This window comes from Confluentibacter citreus, from assembly GCF_002807055.1.
In the GTDB taxonomy this organism is placed as follows: domain Bacteria; phylum Bacteroidota; class Bacteroidia; order Flavobacteriales; family Flavobacteriaceae; genus Confluentibacter; species Confluentibacter citreus.
In genome coordinates this window covers 991696-1013072 of record NZ_NIXN01000001.1, presented here as the reverse complement: position 1 = coordinate 1013072, position 21377 = coordinate 991696, and the positions used below count along the sequence as shown (strand labels likewise).

At 35.0% G+C, this 21377-nt stretch carries 19 protein-coding genes and 1 tRNA gene; 6 read left to right on the top strand and 14 right to left on the bottom strand.

The window, feature by feature from the left end:
- Positions 1–36: 36 nt before the first annotated feature.
- From CDH49_RS04395 to CDH49_RS04340, 12 genes are all read right to left on the bottom strand, one after another.
- Complete coding sequence (locus tag CDH49_RS04395; RefSeq protein ID WP_100614166.1) at positions 37–828, bottom strand: SDR family oxidoreductase; 792 nt, start codon at positions 826–828, stop codon at positions 37–39.
- A gap of 5 nt (positions 829–833) precedes the next feature.
- Entirely contained in the window at positions 834–1661 is an 828-nt protein-coding gene (locus tag CDH49_RS04390) for an amidohydrolase family protein (RefSeq protein ID WP_100614165.1), read from the bottom strand.
- Complete coding sequence (locus tag CDH49_RS04385) at positions 1658–2518, bottom strand: fumarylacetoacetate hydrolase family protein (protein ID WP_100614164.1); 861 nt, start codon at positions 2516–2518, stop codon at positions 1658–1660. The genes CDH49_RS04390 and CDH49_RS04385 overlap by 4 nt, the downstream gene beginning before the upstream one ends.
- A 54-nt stretch (positions 2519–2572) precedes the next feature.
- Positions 2573–3346 carry an SDR family NAD(P)-dependent oxidoreductase gene (locus CDH49_RS04380; RefSeq protein WP_100614163.1) on the bottom strand — a complete coding sequence of 258 codons (774 nt, stop codon included), beginning with the start codon at positions 3344–3346 and terminating at the stop codon, positions 2573–2575.
- A gap of 48 nt (positions 3347–3394) precedes the next feature.
- Positions 3395–4408: a zinc-binding alcohol dehydrogenase family protein gene (locus CDH49_RS04375; protein WP_100614162.1), complete on the bottom strand. Its 1014-nt coding sequence runs from the start codon at positions 4406–4408 to the stop codon at positions 3395–3397.
- A gap of 195 nt (positions 4409–4603) precedes the next feature.
- Positions 4604–6184 carry an aldehyde dehydrogenase (NADP(+)) gene (locus CDH49_RS04370; RefSeq protein ID WP_100614161.1) on the bottom strand — a complete coding sequence of 527 codons (1581 nt, stop codon included), beginning with the start codon at positions 6182–6184 and terminating at the stop codon, positions 4604–4606.
- Positions 6185–6205: 21 nt separating this feature from the next.
- On the bottom strand, positions 6206–7084 hold the full coding sequence (locus tag CDH49_RS04365) for an alpha/beta hydrolase (protein ID WP_100614160.1): 879 nt from the start codon (positions 7082–7084) through the stop codon (positions 6206–6208).
- A complete protein-coding gene (locus CDH49_RS04360; protein WP_100614159.1) occupies positions 7081–7914 on the bottom strand; it encodes a fumarylacetoacetate hydrolase family protein in 834 nt (277 codons plus the stop codon). Before CDH49_RS04360 ends, CDH49_RS04365 begins: the two co-directional genes overlap by 4 nt.
- Positions 7915–9264: a GntP family permease gene (locus CDH49_RS04355; protein ID WP_100614158.1), complete on the bottom strand. Its 1350-nt coding sequence runs from the start codon at positions 9262–9264 to the stop codon at positions 7915–7917.
- 40 nt (positions 9265–9304) lie between these two features.
- Positions 9305–11026, bottom strand: coding sequence for an IlvD/Edd family dehydratase (locus tag CDH49_RS04350; protein ID WP_100614157.1), 1722 nt, complete (start codon positions 11024–11026; stop codon positions 9305–9307).
- A 20-nt stretch (positions 11027–11046) separates the two neighbouring features.
- Positions 11047–12216 carry an endo-1,4-beta-xylanase gene (locus tag CDH49_RS04345; RefSeq protein ID WP_100614156.1) on the bottom strand — a complete coding sequence of 390 codons (1170 nt, stop codon included), beginning with the start codon at positions 12214–12216 and terminating at the stop codon, positions 11047–11049.
- A gap of 353 nt (positions 12217–12569) precedes the next feature.
- Positions 12570–12651 (bottom strand) — tRNA-Leu (locus tag CDH49_RS04340).
- A 118-nt stretch (positions 12652–12769) separates the two neighbouring features.
- Between CDH49_RS04340 and CDH49_RS04335 the strand changes: the two genes are divergently transcribed.
- The 5 genes from CDH49_RS04335 (at position 12770) to CDH49_RS04315 (ending at position 19373) form a co-directional block, all read left to right on the top strand.
- Positions 12770–14158, top strand: coding sequence for a dipeptidase (locus CDH49_RS04335; protein WP_100614155.1), 1389 nt, complete (start codon positions 12770–12772; stop codon positions 14156–14158).
- 26 nt (positions 14159–14184) lie between these two features.
- Positions 14185–15048: a DMT family transporter gene (locus CDH49_RS04330; protein ID WP_100614154.1), complete on the top strand. Its 864-nt coding sequence runs from the start codon at positions 14185–14187 to the stop codon at positions 15046–15048.
- Positions 15049–15289: 241 nt separating this feature from the next.
- A complete protein-coding gene (locus tag CDH49_RS04325) occupies positions 15290–15655 on the top strand; it encodes a BlaI/MecI/CopY family transcriptional regulator (protein ID WP_100614153.1) in 366 nt (121 codons plus the stop codon).
- Positions 15656–15657: 2 nt separating this feature from the next.
- Entirely contained in the window at positions 15658–18153 is a 2496-nt protein-coding gene (locus tag CDH49_RS04320; RefSeq protein ID WP_100614152.1) for a M56 family metallopeptidase, read from the top strand.
- A gap of 119 nt (positions 18154–18272) precedes the next feature.
- Positions 18273–19373, top strand: a complete 1101-nt coding sequence (locus CDH49_RS04315; protein ID WP_100614151.1) for a DUF4407 domain-containing protein — start codon at positions 18273–18275, stop codon at positions 19371–19373.
- Here CDH49_RS04315 and CDH49_RS04310 read toward each other — a convergent pair whose 3' ends face one another.
- A complete protein-coding gene (locus CDH49_RS04310) occupies positions 19374–19652 on the bottom strand; it encodes an STAS domain-containing protein (protein WP_100614491.1) in 279 nt (92 codons plus the stop codon).
- 209 nt (positions 19653–19861) lie between these two features.
- On the opposite strand from CDH49_RS04310, the gene CDH49_RS04305 reads away from it, so the two are divergent.
- Positions 19862–20290, top strand: a complete 429-nt coding sequence (locus tag CDH49_RS04305) for a YybH family protein (protein WP_100614150.1) — start codon at positions 19862–19864, stop codon at positions 20288–20290.
- Positions 20291–20294: 4 nt separating this feature from the next.
- Here CDH49_RS04305 and CDH49_RS04300 read toward each other — a convergent pair whose 3' ends face one another.
- Positions 20295–21299, bottom strand: coding sequence for a PorP/SprF family type IX secretion system membrane protein (locus CDH49_RS04300; RefSeq protein WP_100614149.1), 1005 nt, complete (start codon positions 21297–21299; stop codon positions 20295–20297).
- Positions 21300–21377 lie beyond the last annotated feature (78 nt).

The following is a 21377-nucleotide window of genomic DNA, read 5'->3' as shown; positions in this document are numbered from 1 at the left end:
GTTTAGTGGTGTTGGTTTAATTTGATTCAATTAAAGTTATTCTGTTAATAACGATCTATCTAAATGGACATAGCCTCCATCAACCGTTATAAATTGTCCTGTGGTATGTGATGACCTATCTGAAATCGCAAATAAACAAGTGTCGGCTATTTCTTGTGGTGTGGTCATTCTGTTTTCCAATGGAATTTTTTTGACAATCGATTGTAATTTTTCTTGACCATTTTCCAAGGTTTGAATCCATGTATCATAAGCTGGTGTCCAACTTTCGGCAATAATGATGGCATTTACACGAATACCTTCTTTAATCAAATCAACCGCCCATTCTCTTGTTAAACCTAAAACACCGCCTTTAGATGCAGCGTATCCGGACGTTCTTCCTTGTCCTGTAAGTGCCACCTTAGAACCTATGTTTAATATATTTCCTTTTGATATTTTAATATATGGCAAACAATATTTTGTCATGGCAAAAAAACTAACAAGGTTAAGCTGTAAGGAATCCATAAACTCCTGAATCGATGCATCCAATCCAGCACCATCATTAACACCAACATTATTAATTAAGGCATCAATGCGTCCGTATTTTTCGCCTATAATTTTTGCCGCCCTTTCAATCTCTTGTGGATTTTTTAAATCTGTTTTAACAAAAAGCGCATCAACACCTTTATCTTTCAGTTCTTTTTCATAAGCATAACCACGGTCATTTCTACAAACAATGACTGGAATAGCACCTTCATCTGCCAAGGATTGTACAATCGTTTCGCCTATACTACCTTTTATTCCTGCTGCGCCTGTTACAACGACTACTTTATTTTTTAAATGTAAATCCATATCATTTAGAGATTATAAAAATTTATGGCATTGGTTCCCATGATTTGTGCCTGTTCATTGGAACTTAATGTTGATACAAAATCGGTTACCAACTTTTTTACTTTTGAATAGTTTCCTGCTACCAAACATACAGGCCAATCGGAGCCAAACATCAATCGTTCTGCACCAAAAGCTTCTAAAACCAATGCCATGTATGGTTTGATTTGTTCTGGTGTCCATAGCTTATAATCGGCTTCAGTAATCATCCCGGAAAGTTTGCAAGTCACATTTTCATATCTCGCAACTTCCATCATTAAAGTAGCCCAACCATCATAAAACCCATCTTTTATATAGGGTTTTGCGACATGATCTATCACAAATTTCTGATTTGGGAATTGCTTTACAAACTCTAAAGTGGCTCCAAGTTGGTGTGGAAAAATTAATATATCATAGGTGAAATTAAACTTTTTCAACAAGGACATACCTATCAAAAATTGAGGACGAAGTAAAAAATTATGATCTGATTCACCTTGAACTACATGCCGAAATCCTTTAAGTTTTTTATGCTGAGAATAAGTCTCTAAAGTGGTTTCTATATCGCTGTTTCTTAAATCTACCCAACCAACAACACCTTTAATAAAATCGTGTTCGGAGGCTAATTTCAATAGAAAATCCGTTTCAGAAAGCGTTTGATCTGCTTGAACGGCCACACAACCATCAACGCCATGTTCCTTATAAACCACTTCCAAATCTGATGGCATGAAATCCTTCCGAATGGTAGCCATATCATCATCTATCCATGCATGTTTTACAGGCTCGTAATGCCAAAAATGTTGATGACTATCTATAATCATTTTCCTTGATACGCTTTTACATTTTGTTTTGAAACACCCAAACCTTCAATACCTAATTCCATAACATCCCCCGGTTTTAAAAACATTTGTGGATTTAAACCCAAACCCACACCAAATGGGGTGCCTGTTGAAATAACATCACCTGGCAATAAGGTCATAAACTGACTGATATAACTAATGGATTCTTGAATGTTAAATATAAAATCGGATGTCGAGCTATCTTGCATGGTTTTGCCGTTTAGCTTTAACCACAGATTCAAGTTATTTGGGTCTTTTATTTCGTCTGTTGTTGCCAAAAATGGTCCTAAAGGCGCAAATGTATCGCATCCTTTACCTTTACACCATTGTCCTTCTCTTTCAATTTGAAAAGCGCGCTCACTAATATCATTATGTAATACATATCCTGCGATATGATCAATCACCTCTTCTTTTGAAATATAGGACGCTTTTTTGCCAATAACGACTGCTAATTCTACTTCCCAATCTGTTTTTTCACTTCCCTTTGGAATAATGACGTCATCATAAGGTCCAACAATAGCTGTGGTCGATTTGAAAAACAACACCGGTTCACTTGGAATTTTCATACCTGCTTCGGCAGCATGTTTTGCATAATTTAAACCGATACAAAGAAGTTTTGATGGCCGACAAATGGGAGAACCTAAACGTGTTCCTTCAGAAATTGAAGGACATTTACTCTCGTTATCCTTTAACCAGTTTTTTAATCTTTCAATACCATTGGTTTCAAAAAAAGTTTCGTTATAATCTTCTCCAAAATTGGATACATCTATTTTAGTCCCATTTGCTAACTGAATTCCTGGTTTTTCTTTACCAACGTCTCCAAATCTTATTAGTTTCATGTTTTATTGTTTAATCGTTAATCGTCATAAGTATATCTAAAATCATATATATATTTATCCGTTTAGTTTTATAAATCCGCCATCAATTGGGAAATCGGTTCCTGTAATAAAAGAGGCTTCATCAGAGCATAAATACAAAGCTAAATCTGCGACTTCTTGCGGAACACCCATTCGTCCGATAGGTTGCGCTTTAGATAGTTTTTCAAACATCTCAGTTTCCTTTCCGGGATAATTGTTTTTTAAAAATCCATCAACAAAAGGTGTATGAATTCTAGCTGGGGAAATAGAATTACATCGAATACCGTAACCAATATAATCTTTCGCCACGGAATAGGTCATGGTAAGTGTAGCGCCTTTAGACATGGAATAGGCAAATCTATCTGACACCGCTACTGAGCCAGCTACCGATGCCATATTTATGATAACGCCACCCTGTTTTTTCATGTGTGGAATGACACTAAAAACACAGTTATAAACACCTTTAACATTCACATTATAGACTCTGTCGAAATCTGCTTCTGATGTTTTTTCTATATTTCCAATATGTGCTACGCCAGCACTGTTTATTAAAATATTGATGATGTGCTTTTCGGAAATCTTATTAATAACACTAATGACGTCTTGTTGGTTTGCCACATTACATGCATGGATTTCAGCTGAACCGCCAGCACTTTCAATTTCATTTTTAGTGATTTTTCCATTCTCGGCATTCAGTTCCAAAATGTAAACATACGCTCCTTGTTCTGCCAAAGTCTTTGAAATGGCTTTGCCGATTCCACTACCACCACCTGTAACAATGGCCACTTTATTTTTAAGGCTAAATTTCATGTTGGTAATTCTATATTTAAAATGAGTAGTTGTCCAATATACACTTTACTAACTATTAAAATTCACCATCGCTTTAATTACTTTGGTTTTTGGGTCTAACCAAGAATCGAAGTTGGTAATCATATCGGTAAAACTGACTTGATGGGTTACAAAAGCTTTCGTGGGAAAGGCATCGAGATTATCTATTACAAAATCAAAATCCTCTAAAGTAGCATTTCTACTACACATGATGGTTGATTCTTTGGCATGAATGGCTGGATGGCTAAACGTTAATTCCCCTTTTGATAAGCCTACCAAAACATACCTTCCGCCATGCGACATATAACTAATACCGCCTTCCAAAGCTCTTTTATTTCCTGTGGCATCAAAAACTGCTGCGGCTAAATCGCCATTGGTAATTTTTGAGATTTCTTCAACTGCTGTTTCAGAAACCTTAACGGTATGTTTTACGCCGATTTCATTTTTTACAAATTCCAATCTCGCCTCATCAACATCTAAAGCAATCACTTCTGCACCTTTAATCTGTGCTAATTTCATTAAACCAATACCAATTGGGCCGCAACCAATAACAACAATGGTTTCACCTTTAAGTACATTGGCTCTTCGTAAGGCATGTGCACCAATGGCCAATGGTTCTACAATAGCCATTTCTTCATAAGAAAGATGATTGGCAAGAATCAATAAATCGGTTCTTATAGCCACTTTTTCTTGCATGCCACCATCGGTATGCACACCCAAAACCCTGATGTTGGTGCAACAATTGCTTTTTCCTTGTCGACAGGCAACACAGGTTCCGCAACTCACATAAGGCATCACTATAACATTATCACCTACTTTCAAATTTTTAGGATTTGCGCCAATTTCCAATATTTCACCAGCTAATTCATGACCCAATATTCTTGGGTACGTAAAAAACGCTTGGTTGCCAGCATAGGCATGTAAATCTGTGCCACAAATACCAACTCTATGTATTTTTACAAGGGCTTGATTATCTTCTTTTACAGGGATTTCCTTTTCTTTTAAGGCGAATTTGTTTGGTTCTTCACAAACAATGTATTTCATAAATAACTACTATTTTAATTTTATTAATTGGTTGAACAAATCAACCGTTTTCTGGATTGTTTCCTCCTTAATTCATAACTAATATAAAGTCCTAAATTAATGAAATATTCCAATTAGGAAGTATGTTTCAGATAAATCTAGATGTACTTGGAACCCTTTAATTTTTAATTCAAAAAATTGATTTCTATTTTTATTCTACCTTTTATGATCTCCATTAAATAACCTCATAATTCCTAAAGGATTATCGGTTTTCAATTCCTCTGGCAATAAATGTTCAGGAAAATTTTGATAACACACCGGGCGTGTAAAACGATATATAGCAGCCGTTCCAACGGATGTGGATCGACTATTGGACGTTGCTGGAAATGGTCCCCCATGCACCATAGCATGACATACTTCAACCCCCGTAGGGAAATTATTCACAATCAATCTACCAACCTTCTGCTCTAATATTTCGATTAAATCGGTATAATTATTTAAATCGTTTTCAGTTCCAAAAAGTGTTGCGGTTAAATGACCTTTCATTTTTCTTGCCGAAGCCAACAATTCTTCTTTAGAATCTGCAATCACACTAATGGTTGATGGCCCGAAGTTTTCTTCTTCTAAATAATCTCTTAAAATAAAACTTTTAGCTGTTGTTTCAAATAAATGTGCACTTCCTTTAAATCCTTCTATACTGGATTTGCCCTTAGCTAATAATTTTACTTCAAGTTTATTATTAGCCAAATGCTCAATCCCATTATCGAATGCCGATTTAATACCTTTATTCAACATGGCTTTTGCTTCAGTTTCTTCAAAGTGTTTTGCCGTCTGCTTTTGAAATTTTTGCAAATTTTCATCATTATTCAAAAAAACCAAACCAGGATTTGTACAAAACTGTCCTGCCCCAAGGGTTACGGAATCTGCTAACTCTTTCGCAATTTCCTGAGAACGCTCTTTCAATGCTTCAGGTAAAATAAAAACTGGATTGGTGCTTCCCATTTCAGAATAGACCGGAATAGGCTCTGCTCGGTTATTAGCCGCTTGAAAAATAGCCATGCCTCCTCTAGTAGAACCTGTAAATCCGATGGCTTTAATGTTTGGATGCATTACAATGGCCATCCCGACCTCAACTGAAGCTCCGTGAACCAATGAAAAAACACCTTTTGGCATGTTTGTCTTTTCAATAGCTTTGTTAATTGCTATAGCTACCAACTCGCAAGTTCCTGGATGAGACGGATGACCTTTAACAACAACCGGACAGCCACTTGCTAAAGCAGATGCTGTATCACCTCCAGCAACCGAAAATGCCAACGGAAAATTACTTGCCCCAAAAACACCAACCGCCCCTAAAGGTTTTTGCATATAACGAATGTCGGATCTTGGTAATGGTTCTCTATCTGGCAAAGCTGTATCAATTCTAGCATCAACCCAAGAGCCTTCACGTAAAACAGTGGCAAATAATTTTAATTGCCCCATAGTTCTGGCACGTTCGCTGATTATTCTGCCTGAAGGCAAACCTGTTTCAGCAGAACAACGTTCTATCAAAGCATCTCCAAGATTTAAAATTTCATCCGCAATCGTATCTAAGAAGAATGCCTTTTCTTTTCCACTTTTTTTCCGATATGTAGCAAATGCTTCATGAGCTTTTGATGCTGCTTCATTCACCTCATCTGTGGTTGCTTCATAAAATGTTGTTGACAATTCAGAAGCATCAGAAGGGTTTACACCTTTAAATGTAATTCTACCATTCGATGAAACTAGTCCAGCTATATAATTTTTTCCTGTTAGTGTCATTTGCAATTCTTTATTTGATTTTTATTCTGGCTTAACATCAGACCACAACCATTTCAACGCTTCCGGAAGTACGCTTCCTCCATGCTTTCCGTTGTGGGCACCTGTTCCAGTTACAAATGTATAATCATATGATTTATATTCTAATGATGATGCCATTTGTTGATTGGCAAGCCACCAATTTCCATGCTCATTATTTAAATCGTTAGAACCATCTTGCAGATACACCTTAATGCTTTTTTTAGGTGTTTTTCTAATCATGGCCTCATAATTATGGCCGCCACGGATGTTTGTAAAACTTCCAAAATGGCTCATGACTTTACTAAAATAATCCGGTCGTTCCCACGCTGCTGTAAAGGCACAAATACCACCAGAAGACAATCCGCAAATGGCTCTCATTTGTGGATTGTTGGTGATATTATATGTTTTGCTCATTTCAGGTATTAATTCTTCTATAAGAAACCGCGCATATGCATCATTCAGACTATCATACTCAATACTTCGGTTACTAGCCCTAAAAGGATTTTCAGGCAATTCTGAACTTTTGTGACCAGGGTTTATAAACAACCCAATAGTCACTGGCATGTCTTTTTTATGAATAAGATTGTCAAACACGATTGGCACTCTAAAATCACCTTCTTCATTTACATAAGCATGGCCATCTTGAAAAACCATTAAAGCAGCAGATTCATTGGGGTTATATTGTGCAGGAACATACACATAATACTCCCTTATGGTACCATCAAAAATGGTGCTCTTCCAGACATGTTTTGTTATCATGCCTTTCGGAACACCATCATGTCGTTTAGAATCTTCATTAAAACTGTATTCACTTTCTTGTCCGAAACTTAGTTTTAAAGTCATAAGGAGCAAAAAAGCAAATACAGTTTTTATTGATTTCATCTTATATAATTTATTAAAGTACCTATGTTGTCGATGGTAATTTTAACTTCATCGCCACTTTGTAATGTAAAGGCAGTTGTTGGCACGATACCAGTGCCTGTCATTAAGAAACTTCCGTAAGCAAAAGAACATTCTTTATATAGGTAATGAACCAAATCTTCGAACTTACGTTTAATCTTGTTTATTTCGATAGAATCTTCAAAAACGGTTTGTCCATTTCTGTTGATTTTCATAGCAATTTTAGTATCTGTAGGAAGGGCTTCTTTTGTTAAATAAACACATGGTCCTAAACCAGCACACGCATCGTATGTTTTAGCTTGTGGAAGGTATAAAGGATTTTCACCTTCAATACTTCTAGAACTCATATCATTACCAATAGTGTAACCTATTATCTTTCCAGAAGATGTGATAGCTAATGTTAATTCTGGTTCTGGTACATCCCAAGTAGAATCTTTTCTAATGTTTACTTTCCCACCAGATGGTACGGCTCTATTTACAGTAGCTTTAAAAAATAATTCTGGTCTGTCGGCATTGTAAACACGTTCGTAATAATCGCCGCCACCAGCACTTTTACTTTCCTCTTGTCTTCCTAATTTGCTATTGAAATAGGTAACGCCACTTGCCCATAATTCTTGGCTTTTCATTGGCACCAATAAATGGTTTGCTATGATGTCTTCTGCGTTATCAATTGCTGAATTTTGTTTAACAATGTCTTGAACTTTGTCGTACAAATTATCATTATTAAAAAAATCATCCCAATTTTCATTTACTAAGTAAAATGATTTGTCGGATTGAACTAAGATCCCTTTCGTAGTGTTGTAAATTTTCATTTAAGTTAATATTAAGTAAGTTAAAAATAATAAAATCGCTGATGATGTTCCTAAAACAGCTGTTCCCAATGTATGAAAACGGTAACCCATTTTCACATCCATGCCCGATAATTGGGTAACCACCCAAAAGAAACTATCGTTAGCATGAGAAACTACCGCCGATCCTGCGCCAATGGCAATAACTACCATGGCTTTCTGTAATTCGGTTTCAAAACCTAAAGTCGCCATCATAGGTGCTAAAATAGATGCGGTTGTTACTAAAGCAACTGTAGAAGACCCTTGGGCTGTTTTTATAGCGGCCGCCAATAAAAATGGCAACCAAATACTTATATTCACATTAGATAATGTTTCACCTAAAGTGACAGCAATTCCCGAATCGCGTAATACCTGACCAAAAATACCTCCTGCACCGGTAATCAATAAGATTGAAGATGCTGCAACTAATGCTTTGCCAATCCATCCATCGGTTGAAAACATATTTGTATTCAATTTCTTTGGAAGTGTTAATGATAAAAAGCCACCTATCAATAAAGCCATAAAGGGCTCACCTAAAAATAATAAAATTTTAATGAATATTGGAAAAGTATCATAACCTTCCGTTTTATAACCAAAAACCGATGTCAATAAGGATTTAATAACGATTAAAATAATAGGAACAAAAATGGGAATGACTGATTTAAGCGCACTTGGTTTTGATTTTAAACGCTCGTTCAATTCCTCTTCAGAAATTTCCGGATTAGGATCTATATAAGTTTTGGCAACATATTTCTGAATAAAAACAAATGATATGGCCAAAGCGGCTAAACTAATAGGGATTCCGAATAGCATAACCAAACCCAAATCAGCATTTAAATAATGAGCTGCTGCTATGGGCCCTGGAGTGGGAGGCACCAATGTGTGCGATGCCGTTAAACCAAGAGCCAAGGCAATGGCGGTTCCCGATAAGGAAATACCTGCTTTTTTTGATAAACTTTTATTTAATGGTGCTAACAACATAAATCCACTATCTGCAAAAACAGGAATGGAAACAAACCACCCTATGATTCCCATCGCAAATGGAATTTTTTTCTTTCCTGTAAACTTCAATACTTTTTCTGCAAGTGCATAAGCACCTCCCGAATTTTCTAGAAAAGCACCAATAATAACGCCAAGAATGATAATCATTCCAATACCGCCTAAGGTATTTCCGAAGCCTGTATTAACAGAAGTAATAATCTGATTTAATGGCATTCCTGAAACAATTCCATAAAGAATAGCGACTAAGAGCAACACTACAAACGGGTGTACTTTAAGTTTAGAAGTCAGGAAAATAATTAGCAAAACGCTAATTACTAAATAGATAACTACCATTTAGTTGGTTTAATTAGTTTGTTAGTTGGTGTATATTGTATTAATGCAAATCTCTATCCACTTTAGAACCCGAACCACCCACAAGAATATCTAAATCAGCCCCTAATTCGGCACCCTCAACATGATCCAAATAAATACGCACATAGCCTCTTGTTGCCATAGGTTCTGGAACTTTCCACTCAGCTTTTCGTTTTGCTATCTCTTCATCAGAAATATTAAGCTGTAATAATCTCTTTTCTACATCTAAAGTTATCATATCGCCATTTTGAACAATGGCCAATGTGCCACCAATGGTTGATTCTGGAGATACGTGCAACACGACGGTTCCGTAAGCGGTTCCACTCATGCGCCCATCAGAAATTCGAATCATATCCTTTACTCCTTTCATTATCAATTTGGAAGGCAAATCAACATTCCCCACTTCAGGCATGCCTGGATAACCTTTTGGACCTACTCCTTTAAGTACTATAACACTATCTTCATCAATCTCTAAATTCGGATCATCAATGCGATGGTGATAATCTTCCATACTTTCAAAAACAACCGCTTTCCCAGTATGATTCATGAGACGTTTTGTAGCTGCCGAAGGTTTAATGACGGCACCATTTTCACATAAATTTCCTTTTAAAACAGCAATACCAGCATGCTCTTGCAACGGTTTATCTATTTTGGCAATAATCTCATCATTATAGCACGTAGCTTTCGCATAATTTTCCCTGAATGTTTTTCCGTTTGCTGTGATGATGTCTTGATGCAATAAATCGCCCAATTCTTTCATAACCACAGGTAAGCCTCCGGCATAAAAGAAATCTTCCATCAAATATTTTCCTGAAGGCATCAAATTAACCAATAATGGGATTTGACTCCCCACACTATCAAAATCTTCTAATTTCAAATCGACACCAATACGGCGTGCAATTGCAATTAAATGAATGATTAAATTGGTGGAGCCACCAACAGCTGCATTGGTTACAATGGCATTTTCAAATGCTTTTCTGGTAAGGATTTTAGACAAGGTTAAATCTTCTTTCACCATCTCCACGATACGACGACCAGACAATTGTTGCATGACTTTTTTACGGGAATCTGCAGCTGGAATGGATGAAAACCCAGGAAGTGTTAAACCTAAAGCTTCACACATGGTTCCCATGGTTGAAGCAGTTCCCATCGTGTTGCAATGCCCTATACTTCTAGCGGCACAAATTTCTGCTTCTTGCATCGCTTCAGCATCAAAATCTTGTGTCTTTTGTTTTTCTTTAATCATCCAATTAAAAGAACCAGAACCAATGGTTTCACCTCTAAATCGGCCATTTAACATAGGCCCACCAGGCACCACAATAGTTGGTAAATCCACACTACAAGCGCCCATAACGGTTGACGGCGTTGTTTTATCACATCCCGTTAAAAGCACGATACCATCTAACGGATTTGCCCTAATGGATTCTTCGGTATCCATACTGGCTAAATTGCGAAACAACATGGTGGTTGGTCGCATGATGGTTTCACCCAAAGACATCACTGGGAACTCCAAAGGAAAACCTCCAGCTTCAAGTATACCACGTTTTACAACTTCGGCAACATCACGTAAATGACCATTACAAGGTGTTAAATCTGACCACGTATTACAAATACCTATGACAGGTTTACCTTCAAAATAATCATTTGGATACCCTTGGTTTCTTAACCACGAACGGTGTACAAAGCCCATTTTATCATTACCACCAAACCACTCTTGACTTCTTAATTTTTTATCTTCACTCATAGTGTTGTATAACTGAACTATTATTTATTTGGAACGTTTAAAATAGCTTCTAAAGCTAGTTTAGGTTGTTTGTTTCTATCATATAAAAGAGGATAGTTGGTTCTACCAAACAGGGGATAATCGTTTTTCCAAGACATACCGTCATGCAAGCCCCATACTGTAACCCTATCTATTTTATCCCTTTTTCTGTAAAAAATCCCAAACAATTCAGCATATCTTTTAGCTAAAGCTTCTTCTTCCGCTAATGGAAGCCCATGCTTGTAAGGATCTAAAAATGTTTTGAATTCCTCTAACTCATATTGTGGATGCAACAAGCCTGTACCAATAATTTGTCCTTCCTTAGTTAATGGCAACACATCAACATCCAATTCGGTTATCATCACCTTTACCCCAAGTGAAGCGAAAGAATCGATGGCAGCTTCAATATATTCTGTTTTTGGGTAGTTAAGGCCCCAATGCCCTTGAATCCCTATGCCATCTATTCGAATGTTCTCTTTTTGAAGAAGTCTGACCATACGCATAATACCATCTCTCTTTTCTGGTCGCCAAGCATTGAAATCATTATAATACAACTCGGTATCAGGGGCATATTCACTAGCAAATTTAAAAGCATGTTTTACCAAATCATCACCATTTCCTATACTTTTTACCCAAGCCGTTTCACTTCTGTAAGAGCCATCATTATCAATAACTTCATTTACAACATCCCAAGCCTGTACTTTACCAGCATATCTACCAGCTACAGTTTCTATATGCTTACGCATTTGTTCTATTTGAGCCTCTGGCGTGTTAGGGTTTCCCGCTTCATCCTGAAAAAACCAAGCAGGTGTTTGATTGTGCCAAATCAAGGTATGTGCAACAATAAACAAGTTGTGTTTTTGTCCAAACGCCACAAAATCATCAGCAGCTTTAAAGTCGTACACACCACGTTCTGGATTTACGACCTCAGCCTTCATAACGTTTTCAGGAGTAATGCTGTTAAATTGCTGTATTATAATGTTTTGGGAAACAGAATCAATCCCCGAAGACACCTCCAAGTTCACAGCAGATCCTATTAAAAAAGCATCTTTATAAGCCTCTTTTAGATCTTTCAATGTTAACTCAACCTCTTCTTTGTTTCCAGTTTTAGAACAACTGGTTAAAATGAAAAAGGACAGACAAATTCTTAAAAAGGATATAGCGATTTTCATATTAAATGAATTATCAGAATAGATTTTGCGTAAATATATAAAATTTAAAATCAATCAAAAGAAGTTTAACCATTCTCAGTTCAAGACCCAAATAAACGTTCTTTTAGTTAGAAACCTCTTAAAATTATGTGAATTTTTTATACTAGAAACGTTTAATTAAATGTAAGGTCGCTATTGGATTAAACAAAAAAAAACTTTTAAACCCGATAGTTATCAGGAGAAAAGCTTTTTAAGTTCGGGCCGAGAGACTCACTTCGGCTACGCTCAGCATAAACTTCTTGTCTCCCCTTTTTCATTTCACAGAAATACCTAAAACGAAAAAAGCTCCTTGTTTCCAAGAAGCTTCTGTTTTGTACGGGCGGGGAGACTCGAACTCCCACACCTCGCGGCACTAGATCCTAAGTCTAGCGTGTCTACCAATTCCACCACGCCCGCAGGTAGTCCCGATAATTATCGGGATGCAAATATAGTCAAGATTTTTAAATGGCAAACTTCTAAGATTAAAAAACATTCTTTTTTTATACTTTTGAAAAAATCATTTTTTAAATACGCTATGAACCAAATTCAATCTTATATAAACGAACACAAAGACCGATTTTTCAATGAACTTTTTGACCTTTTAAAAATACCATCGATAAGTGCAGATACTGCTTATAAAAGCGATTTATTAAAAACTGCCGAAGCAGTAAAGTTAAGTTTAGAAAAAGCAGGTTGCGATAAGGTTGAATTATGCAAAACAGATGGCAATCCCATTGTATATGGTGAAAAAATTATTGATAAAAATTTACCAACTGTTTTAGTTTATGGTCATTATGATGTACAACCGGCAGACCCATTAGATTTATGGGATTCGCCTCCTTTTGAACCCATCATCAAGAAAACCGATTTACATCCCGATGGTGCTATTTTTGGTAGAGGTTCCTGTGATGACAAAGGTCAAATGTACATGCATGTAAAGGCGTTGGAATTCATGGTAAAAACCAACCAATTACCTTGCAATGTGAAATTTATGATTGAAGGTGAAGAAGAAGTGGGAAGTCCGAATTTGGCCATTTTTGTTAAAAATAATCAAGAAAAATTAAAGAACGATGTGATTCTCATTTCCGATACGGGCATGATTGCCAATGACATTCCGTCTATCACTACAGGTTTACGCGGACTAAGTTATGTAGAAGTAGAAGTTACAGGGCCAAACCGTGATTTACATTCTGGTTTATACGGTGGTGCTGTAGCAAATCCCATCAACATTATAACAAAAATGATTGCTTCGCTTCATGATGAGGATAATCACATCACTATTCCTGGGTTTTATGATAAGGTAGAAGAACTTTCAAAAGAAGAGCGTGCAGACATGGCAAAAGCTCCTTTCAATTTAGAAAACTATAAAAAAGCCTTGGATATTGAAGCCGTTTATGGAGAAACTGGTTATACTACCAATGAACGAAATTCTATCAGACCTACTTTAGATGTGAATGGTATTTGGGGCGGTTACACAGGAGAAGGTGCGAAAACCGTTATTGCCAGTAAGGCGTATGCCAAAATATCCATGCGCTTGGTACCACATCAAGATTGGCTAGAAATCACCGAATTATTTACCAAACATTTCACCAGCATTGCTCCAAAAGGCGTGAAGGTGAATGTAAAACCACATCATGGCGGACAAGGCTATGTCACGCCTATTGATAGTATTGGCTATCAAGCGGCAAGCAAAGCATATCAAGATACTTTTGGTAAAACGCCTATTCCACAACGCAGTGGCGGTAGCATTCCTATTGTATCACTTTTTGAACAAGAATTAAAAAGCAAAACCATTTTAATGGGCTTTGGACTGGATAGCGATGCCATACACTCACCAAACGAACATTTCGGGATTTTTAATTATTTAAAAGGCATTGAAACCATTCCATTGTTTTATAAATATTTTACAGCGCTTTCTAAATAAATTTTGGTTTGTAGCTAAACATATAGATGAAAAACCAACATACCAAAAACCTTATTTTCCTTTTAATTGCCACGCTTTTCGGAAGTACTTCTGGTCCTCTAGGTAAATTTATAGACTTACCGCCGCCGGTTAGTATTTGGTGTCGGTGTATTTTGGGCGGTTTGTTTTTATATGCTTTTTGTTACTTTAAAAAAGTTAATCTAAAAATTTATTCGAAACGTGATTTTTTAATCATCCTGGTCAGTGCCTTATTTTTTGGCGCCCATTGGATTACCTATTTCTACGCTCTTAAATTATCGAATGTTGCTATTGGGATGCTCTCGTTATTCACCTACCCCATGATTACCGCTTTAATTGAACCTCTTTTTATTAAGGTGAAATTCGACCCTATGTATATTGTTTTGAGTCTTATGGTACTGCTTGGCCTCTATATTTTAGCTCCTGAATTTAATCTTGAAAATGCTCATATTGGTGCTATTTTGTTTGGTGTATTATCTGCACTCTTATATTCCATTAGAAATATTATTTCTAAAAAATTAACCAGCCGTTATTCTGGCTCTAGTATTATGCTTTATCAAATTTCCATATTAAGTGTATTATTGCTTCCATCGTTATTTTTCATGGATATATCAAATATCACAAACCAAATTCCTTCTTTAGTCATGTTAGGATTGTTAACAACGGCTATTGGTCATACTATGATTGTAAGCAGCTTTAAACACTTCTCGGTAAGTACAGCGAGTATTATTACCAGTATTACGCCCATTTTTGGAATTATCTTAGCCTTTATTTTTTTAAACGAAACCCCCAACCTGAATACATTTATTGGTGGTTCGTTGATATTAGCAACGGTAGTTATTGAGAGTATTCGTTCGCGAAATAAATCTTAAAAAAAAAAATTAAACAAACTCTGTCGGTTCGAGTGATTCGCCAAAAAGCGAATTGTATCGAGAACTGTTTCATTAAAGCATTAAATCGATTCTCGATACAAATTTCACACATAAAAATGTGTAAAATTCACTCGAATTGACATTTAGTTCTTTTTAAAAATCAAAATTATTTCTACTCTACACTTGTAGAATTAAAATATTTATTCTATGTTTGTAGAACATAATCTAATTTTGTAGAATAATGCAATTATCAAAAACCGAAGAAGAATTAATGAATTACCTCTGGAAGCTAGAAAAAGCGTTTATGAAAGACTTGCTTGAGGCTTATCCAGAACCCAAACCTGCAAGCACCACCGTGGCAACGCTTTTAAAACGCATGACCGACAAAGGGTTTATTGATTACAATCTATATGGAAACTCTAGGGAATATTATCCGTTGGTTAAAAAGAAAGATTATTTCTCTAAACATGTAAACGGCCTTATAAAGACCTTTTTTAACGATAGCGCCTCTCAATTCGCCTCGTTTTTTACCAAAGAAACCAATTTAACCAAAGAAGAATTGGAAGATTTAAAAACGCTTATAGATAAAGAACTCAAAAACAAATAGATATGGAATTCTATATTTTAAAATCGGGTATCTGTTTAGCAATCTTTTATGGCTTTTATAAGCTGGTATTGGAAAAAGAAAGCTTTCATGTTTTCAAACGTTTCTATTTATTGGTTTCGGCAGTTTTAGCATTCGTTATTCCGTTAATAACTTTTACAGAATATATAGAAGTTATTCCACAAGAAGTGCCTTTATTTTTTCCTGAATCATCCATAACCCATACTGTAATAGAAGCCGAACCTATAAACTATATGCCCATTATTTTATGGAGTATATATGGTTTTGGTGTTTTGCTTTTTAGTTTTAAATTCTTAAAAAATTTATCTGGAATCATTTATAGAATAAAACGAAACCCAAAGTTTAAAAACCAAAGTTTCATTAATGTGTTGCTGCAAGATTTAGTCATTCCGCATACTTTTTTAAATTACATATTTTTAAATAAACACAAGTTTGAAACGCATCAAATTCCTAAAGAAGTATTGCTTCACGAAGAAACTCATGCCAAACAAAAACACAGTTTAGATGTGTTGTTTATAGAAATATTACAAATACTATTTTGGTTCAATCCCATCATCTACTTTTTCAAACATAGCATTAAATTAAATCACGAGTTTTTGGCCGATCAGGCCGTTTTAAGTAAAGGCGCCGAACCTTTAAAATATCAAAGTTTATTATTGGCATTCTCATCAATTGCCTCAGAACCACTATTGGCAAACGCCATCAATTATTCATCCATCAAAAAACGATTTACAGTTATGAACACACAAACATCCAAACAAGCCTTTTGGCTTCGTAGTTTAATTTTATTGCCCTTACTAGCTCTATTGATTTACAGTTTTAGTGAAAAGCAGATTGTTGAAAAACCATTTGTTGTTCAACAAAACACATTAGCCAATGGTGTAACAGAAACCATGATGAAAGAGTATCGAGACTTCATCAATGACTTTGAAAGTTCAAACAGGATAATTTATCCTAAATATTTAAGAGCGGTAGCCATTTATGATTTAATGACTGAGGAGCAACGTAATTCAGTAAAAAAATACCCGAAAGATATCGTTTCCGATTTCTCAAATGTAAAACCAAAAACGCCTACTGAAGCAGAATTCAATTCTTGGAAAGACCCCAACAAATTCGCGATTTGGATTGACGTAACCCATGTGAAAAATTTAGAACTGAATAATTACAAAGCTTCTGATATTATGTATTTCACATCGAGCTTTGTTTACAATAATGCGAGAAGCGACAAATTCCCGCAGCCTTATCAAAATCATTTATATACTCAAAAAGGATTTGAAACTACATTTACTAATTCAAAAAAAGATAATTCTGCTTTAGACCAAATTAAAAAAGAATTAGAAGCAGAAAATTCTAAAACCCCACAAAAAGCAATTTCTGATAATAGTCAAGATAAGCACGAAAAAGCTTATTTAAATTACATTGATGAAGCAGAAAAATACAAAAATCGTATTTTAAATAGACCCGCAGGATATTACAGTAAAGAACAAACTAATAGAGACAAAAAGCAATTTCAACTTATTGAAAATCTTTATGAAGAATACAATAAATTATGCTTAAATGATGGCTTGAAACCTAAAGTAAGAATTATTACGAGAATTAATGAAGATGTTGAAATGACTCAAAGCAACGAATTCCTTAACATACAATCAAGTTCAAAAAATTTAGAAATTTATAATGCCCAAAGAACTAATTTGATTGGATTTGCAAAAAACAGTGAGATAGGATATCCTAATAATTATTTAGAATTATCAGAATCTGAACAAAAAGAGTTCAATATTTTATACAATACCATGGTTGTAACTTATTCTAAATTATCTGATAGTGAAAAGCAAAAAGCTTATGTAATGTTACCGCCTCCACCAGACCCAAAACAGTACAATTTAGTAAACGGAAAACTTGTAAAAAAAGAGTATGGGTCAAAAAACCGACAAAAGGACAATCAAGACATTGTAGAAGAATATAAGAAAAAATACAATGAATTAGAAGTACTTAAAAAAACACCTCCTCATTATGTTTACAAAACAAAAACAGAACAAGATAAAATGAAAACCTTATATTTTAATTTAAATGGTATGTATATTAAGATGTCAAGTAACAATAAACAACTTGTTTCAAGACCTGAACATCCTATTTTACCATATGCTGAACTAATGAGAGATGGAAAAATAGAGTATAAAAAATATAGTGAATTGACCGAAGAAGATAAAAAATTACTTCCTCCACCACCTCCACCTCCACCAGTATCAGGTTTGTCTCAAAATCCTTCAAAAGAATTATTAGAGGCTAAGAAAAAATATTGGGATGAAGGAAATGCTTATGGCGCTGCGATGCAGGTTTATCTTAAAGAAAAAAAAGGAAATCTTGATGATTTAAAAATACAATACAAAGAGGTTATGGAATTATATAATACATATACAAAACTTGCAGAAAAAGAAAACGTAATGACAACACCACCTCCACCACCTCCAGCAAAAAAATAAACAAAACATATAACAATTAAAAACAGCCAAATTTAAACTTGGCTGTTTTTTTTATCAATCTATGTAACAAAATCATTAAGATAACGTTCTAATAACCAATCAATCAAATCACAAACGTTATGTTAAAGCAATTCTTCATTATTTGCTCGGGGGCAGATACCGATATTTTAGAAAGCTGTTCTAAAGGCGAACAAAATAAATATGCCGGCATTGGCGCAACCGTGTTCTTCACGGCCGTTATGGCTTTTATAGCTGCTAGTTATGCGCTTTACACGGTTTTTGATAATCTGTATTCTTCTGTGTTTTTCGGACTTATTTGGGGATTTCTCATTTTTAATTTAGACCGATTTATTGTGTCTACCATTAAAAAAACGGGGAACTTTATGGACGAATTCATTCAAGCCACACCTCGAATTATATTGGCTGTGATTATTGCTGTGGTGATTTCAAAACCTTTGGAACTTAAAATTTTTGAAAAGGAAATCAACCAGGTTTTATTAGAACAAAAAAACGATTTAACACTCGCCAATAAAAACCAAATTGCCGAACAATTCACGCCAACCATTTCGGGTTTAGACAACACTATTAAATCCCTTCAACAAGAGATTGCCACGAAAGAAGCGGAAGTGAACGCCTTGTACAACACCTATATTACCGAAGCCGAAGGAACCGCAGGTACCAAAAGATTGGGCAAAGGACCTGTTTATCAAGAAAAAAGAGACAAACATGATGCCTTATTAGCAGAATTACAGCAATTAAAAGCAGATAATAAATTAAAAATGGAAGCTTTTGAAGCTCAAAAAGCTGATTTAAAAAACACTTATGACACCGAAGTACAAAACACACAACCCATCATCAATAATTTTGATGGTTTAATGGCTCGTGTAAACGCACTTGGAGAATTGCCTTGGTTGCCATCATTCTTTATATTTCTATTGTTTTTAGCCATTGAGACGTCTCCTATTTTCGCAAAACTTTTATCGCCTAAAAGTGCTTACGATTTTAAATTGGAAGACCAAGAAACTGCCATTAAATCAAATGTGCTTCAAAACAAAAACCAAAGAGAAGCGATGCTTAAAACCGATTTCGCTATCAACGACCGTATTTACTCCGATATAGAAAACGAAGACGAATTATATACTTACAAGCGTAAAAAAGCTAGGGAACTTATGCAGCTTCAAGCCGATGCGTTCTTCAAACAACAAAAAAATGTTTTGTAACTAAGCGGCTGTTTCCGATTTAAAATGATCGTATAAATCTTTACAACCCAAACCTATTATGGCCAGTTTTTTATTTTTTAAAATCGAGTCGTTGTGCAATTTCACAAAAGCATTTACGCCATGTCGATCAATAAATTCGACACCTTCAATATTTATTATAATGTCATTTGCTTTGTCAAAGATGTACTTAAATTCATTTTGAAATATGTGAATATTATTTCTGTTTAAAATTCCTTTCAAACTATAGAAATTGTTGTAGTTAGTAATTTTTAAATCCATATACATTTTTTTAGGTTAAACAATAAACTCGGGACTATTAATTAATTGATTTTCATATAAATGTATATTTAAAAATAAACTTAAAACTATTTAATCGATGAAGCCAAAACTACTTTAGTTGAAAAAATTAAACCGGTCAAATAAATCGATGTACAACCACTTTAAAAGTTTGATTTTGCTATTTTTACTATCATAAATTAAAGTTAGGTATGAAAAAAATTTTACTAGTATTATTTATTTTATCATGTTACAGTATTACTGCCCAAACGGAAGAGAAAGATAAAAAGGACATACTTGCTGTTCTTAAAGACCAAAGATTGGCTTGGTCTAAAGATGATATAGAAGGCTATATGGAAGGCTATTGGAAAAATGATTCCCTTAAGTTTTATGGAGCAAATGGTATTATATATGGCTGGAACAATACTTATGAGCGGTATAGAAGAAGCTATCCAGATATAGATCACACTGGGACTTTAAGTTATAAAATCAATGACATTTCTAAAATTAGTGACAATAATTATTACGTTTTGGGGGAATACCATTTAAAGCGAAACGTGGGAAATGCTGATGGCTTTTTTATGCTTCTTTTTAGGAAAATTGATAATGACTGGAAAATTATTGTAGATACCTCCTATTAGACTTTTAATTCACTGCAGGACAATTACAATCGTATCGCACCTTTTTACAATTAAAGTTATACCCAAGGGTTATTTGATGAAAGCCGCCATTTGTGAACACTACCGAATTGGTTTGGTATGTATAATTGTAAGCAAACATAAACTGATCGTAATTCACTCCAATAATAGGGGTTATATTCTGCAATTTTTGGCTAGCAATAGCTCCAGAATTTGTTAAATATTGAGCGCCATCTAAACTTTGACGATAAGATAAACCTCCCCAAAGACTTCCAAATTGCGTAGTTTTATAAGCTTTGGCGTTTATATCTATAGAAGATTCTTGTGTACCTTCTTTATATTGAAACATTAAAGATGGTTCATACGTCCAATCGCTTCCATACTTTCCAAAAACATATCCGGCAGATAGTAAATAGCGTCTTAAATTACTGGTGATCTCAATATCGTTATTAATCCCTGAGTTTTTCAATAGATTTTTAACGGTTCCGTGCGCATAGAAATCTAAATAATTATACGAAAAACCAAAATCCATGTTAAGATTTGTTTCACTTTGTACAACGCCATCAATTATAGGATCGAAACCATCTTGAGGAAATGATGTTTCATCTAATTTGTATTGAATAAAACCAACACTTAAACCGAATGACAACTGATTTAAATCTACTTCATTCCTGGAAAACATCAGATGATGCGCATATGTTACATAGGCTCCGGTTTGTGAATGGTATCCGTTTTTATCTGTGTACAAAATACCTCCAATAGCAGATGGTGTATCCCCTATTCTACCATTCATACTTAAGGTTAAAAGTTTGGGCGCATCTTCATGTCCAAACCATTGTTGGCGACCTGTTAAACGCACCTTTGCACAATTAGCCGCCCCAGCCATGGATGGATGGATTAAATAATAATTATCAGTTAAATAGTCTGCATAAATAGGCAACCCTTCTTGGGCTTGGATTTTAAGCGTTCCTAAAAGGATTATTATTACAACGAAACAATATGTAGACTTCATAAACTATTATTAAGTAGGTTTTATATAGATATCAATGTTTTGATTATCAATAAATTAAAACATAAAAATCTAACTATT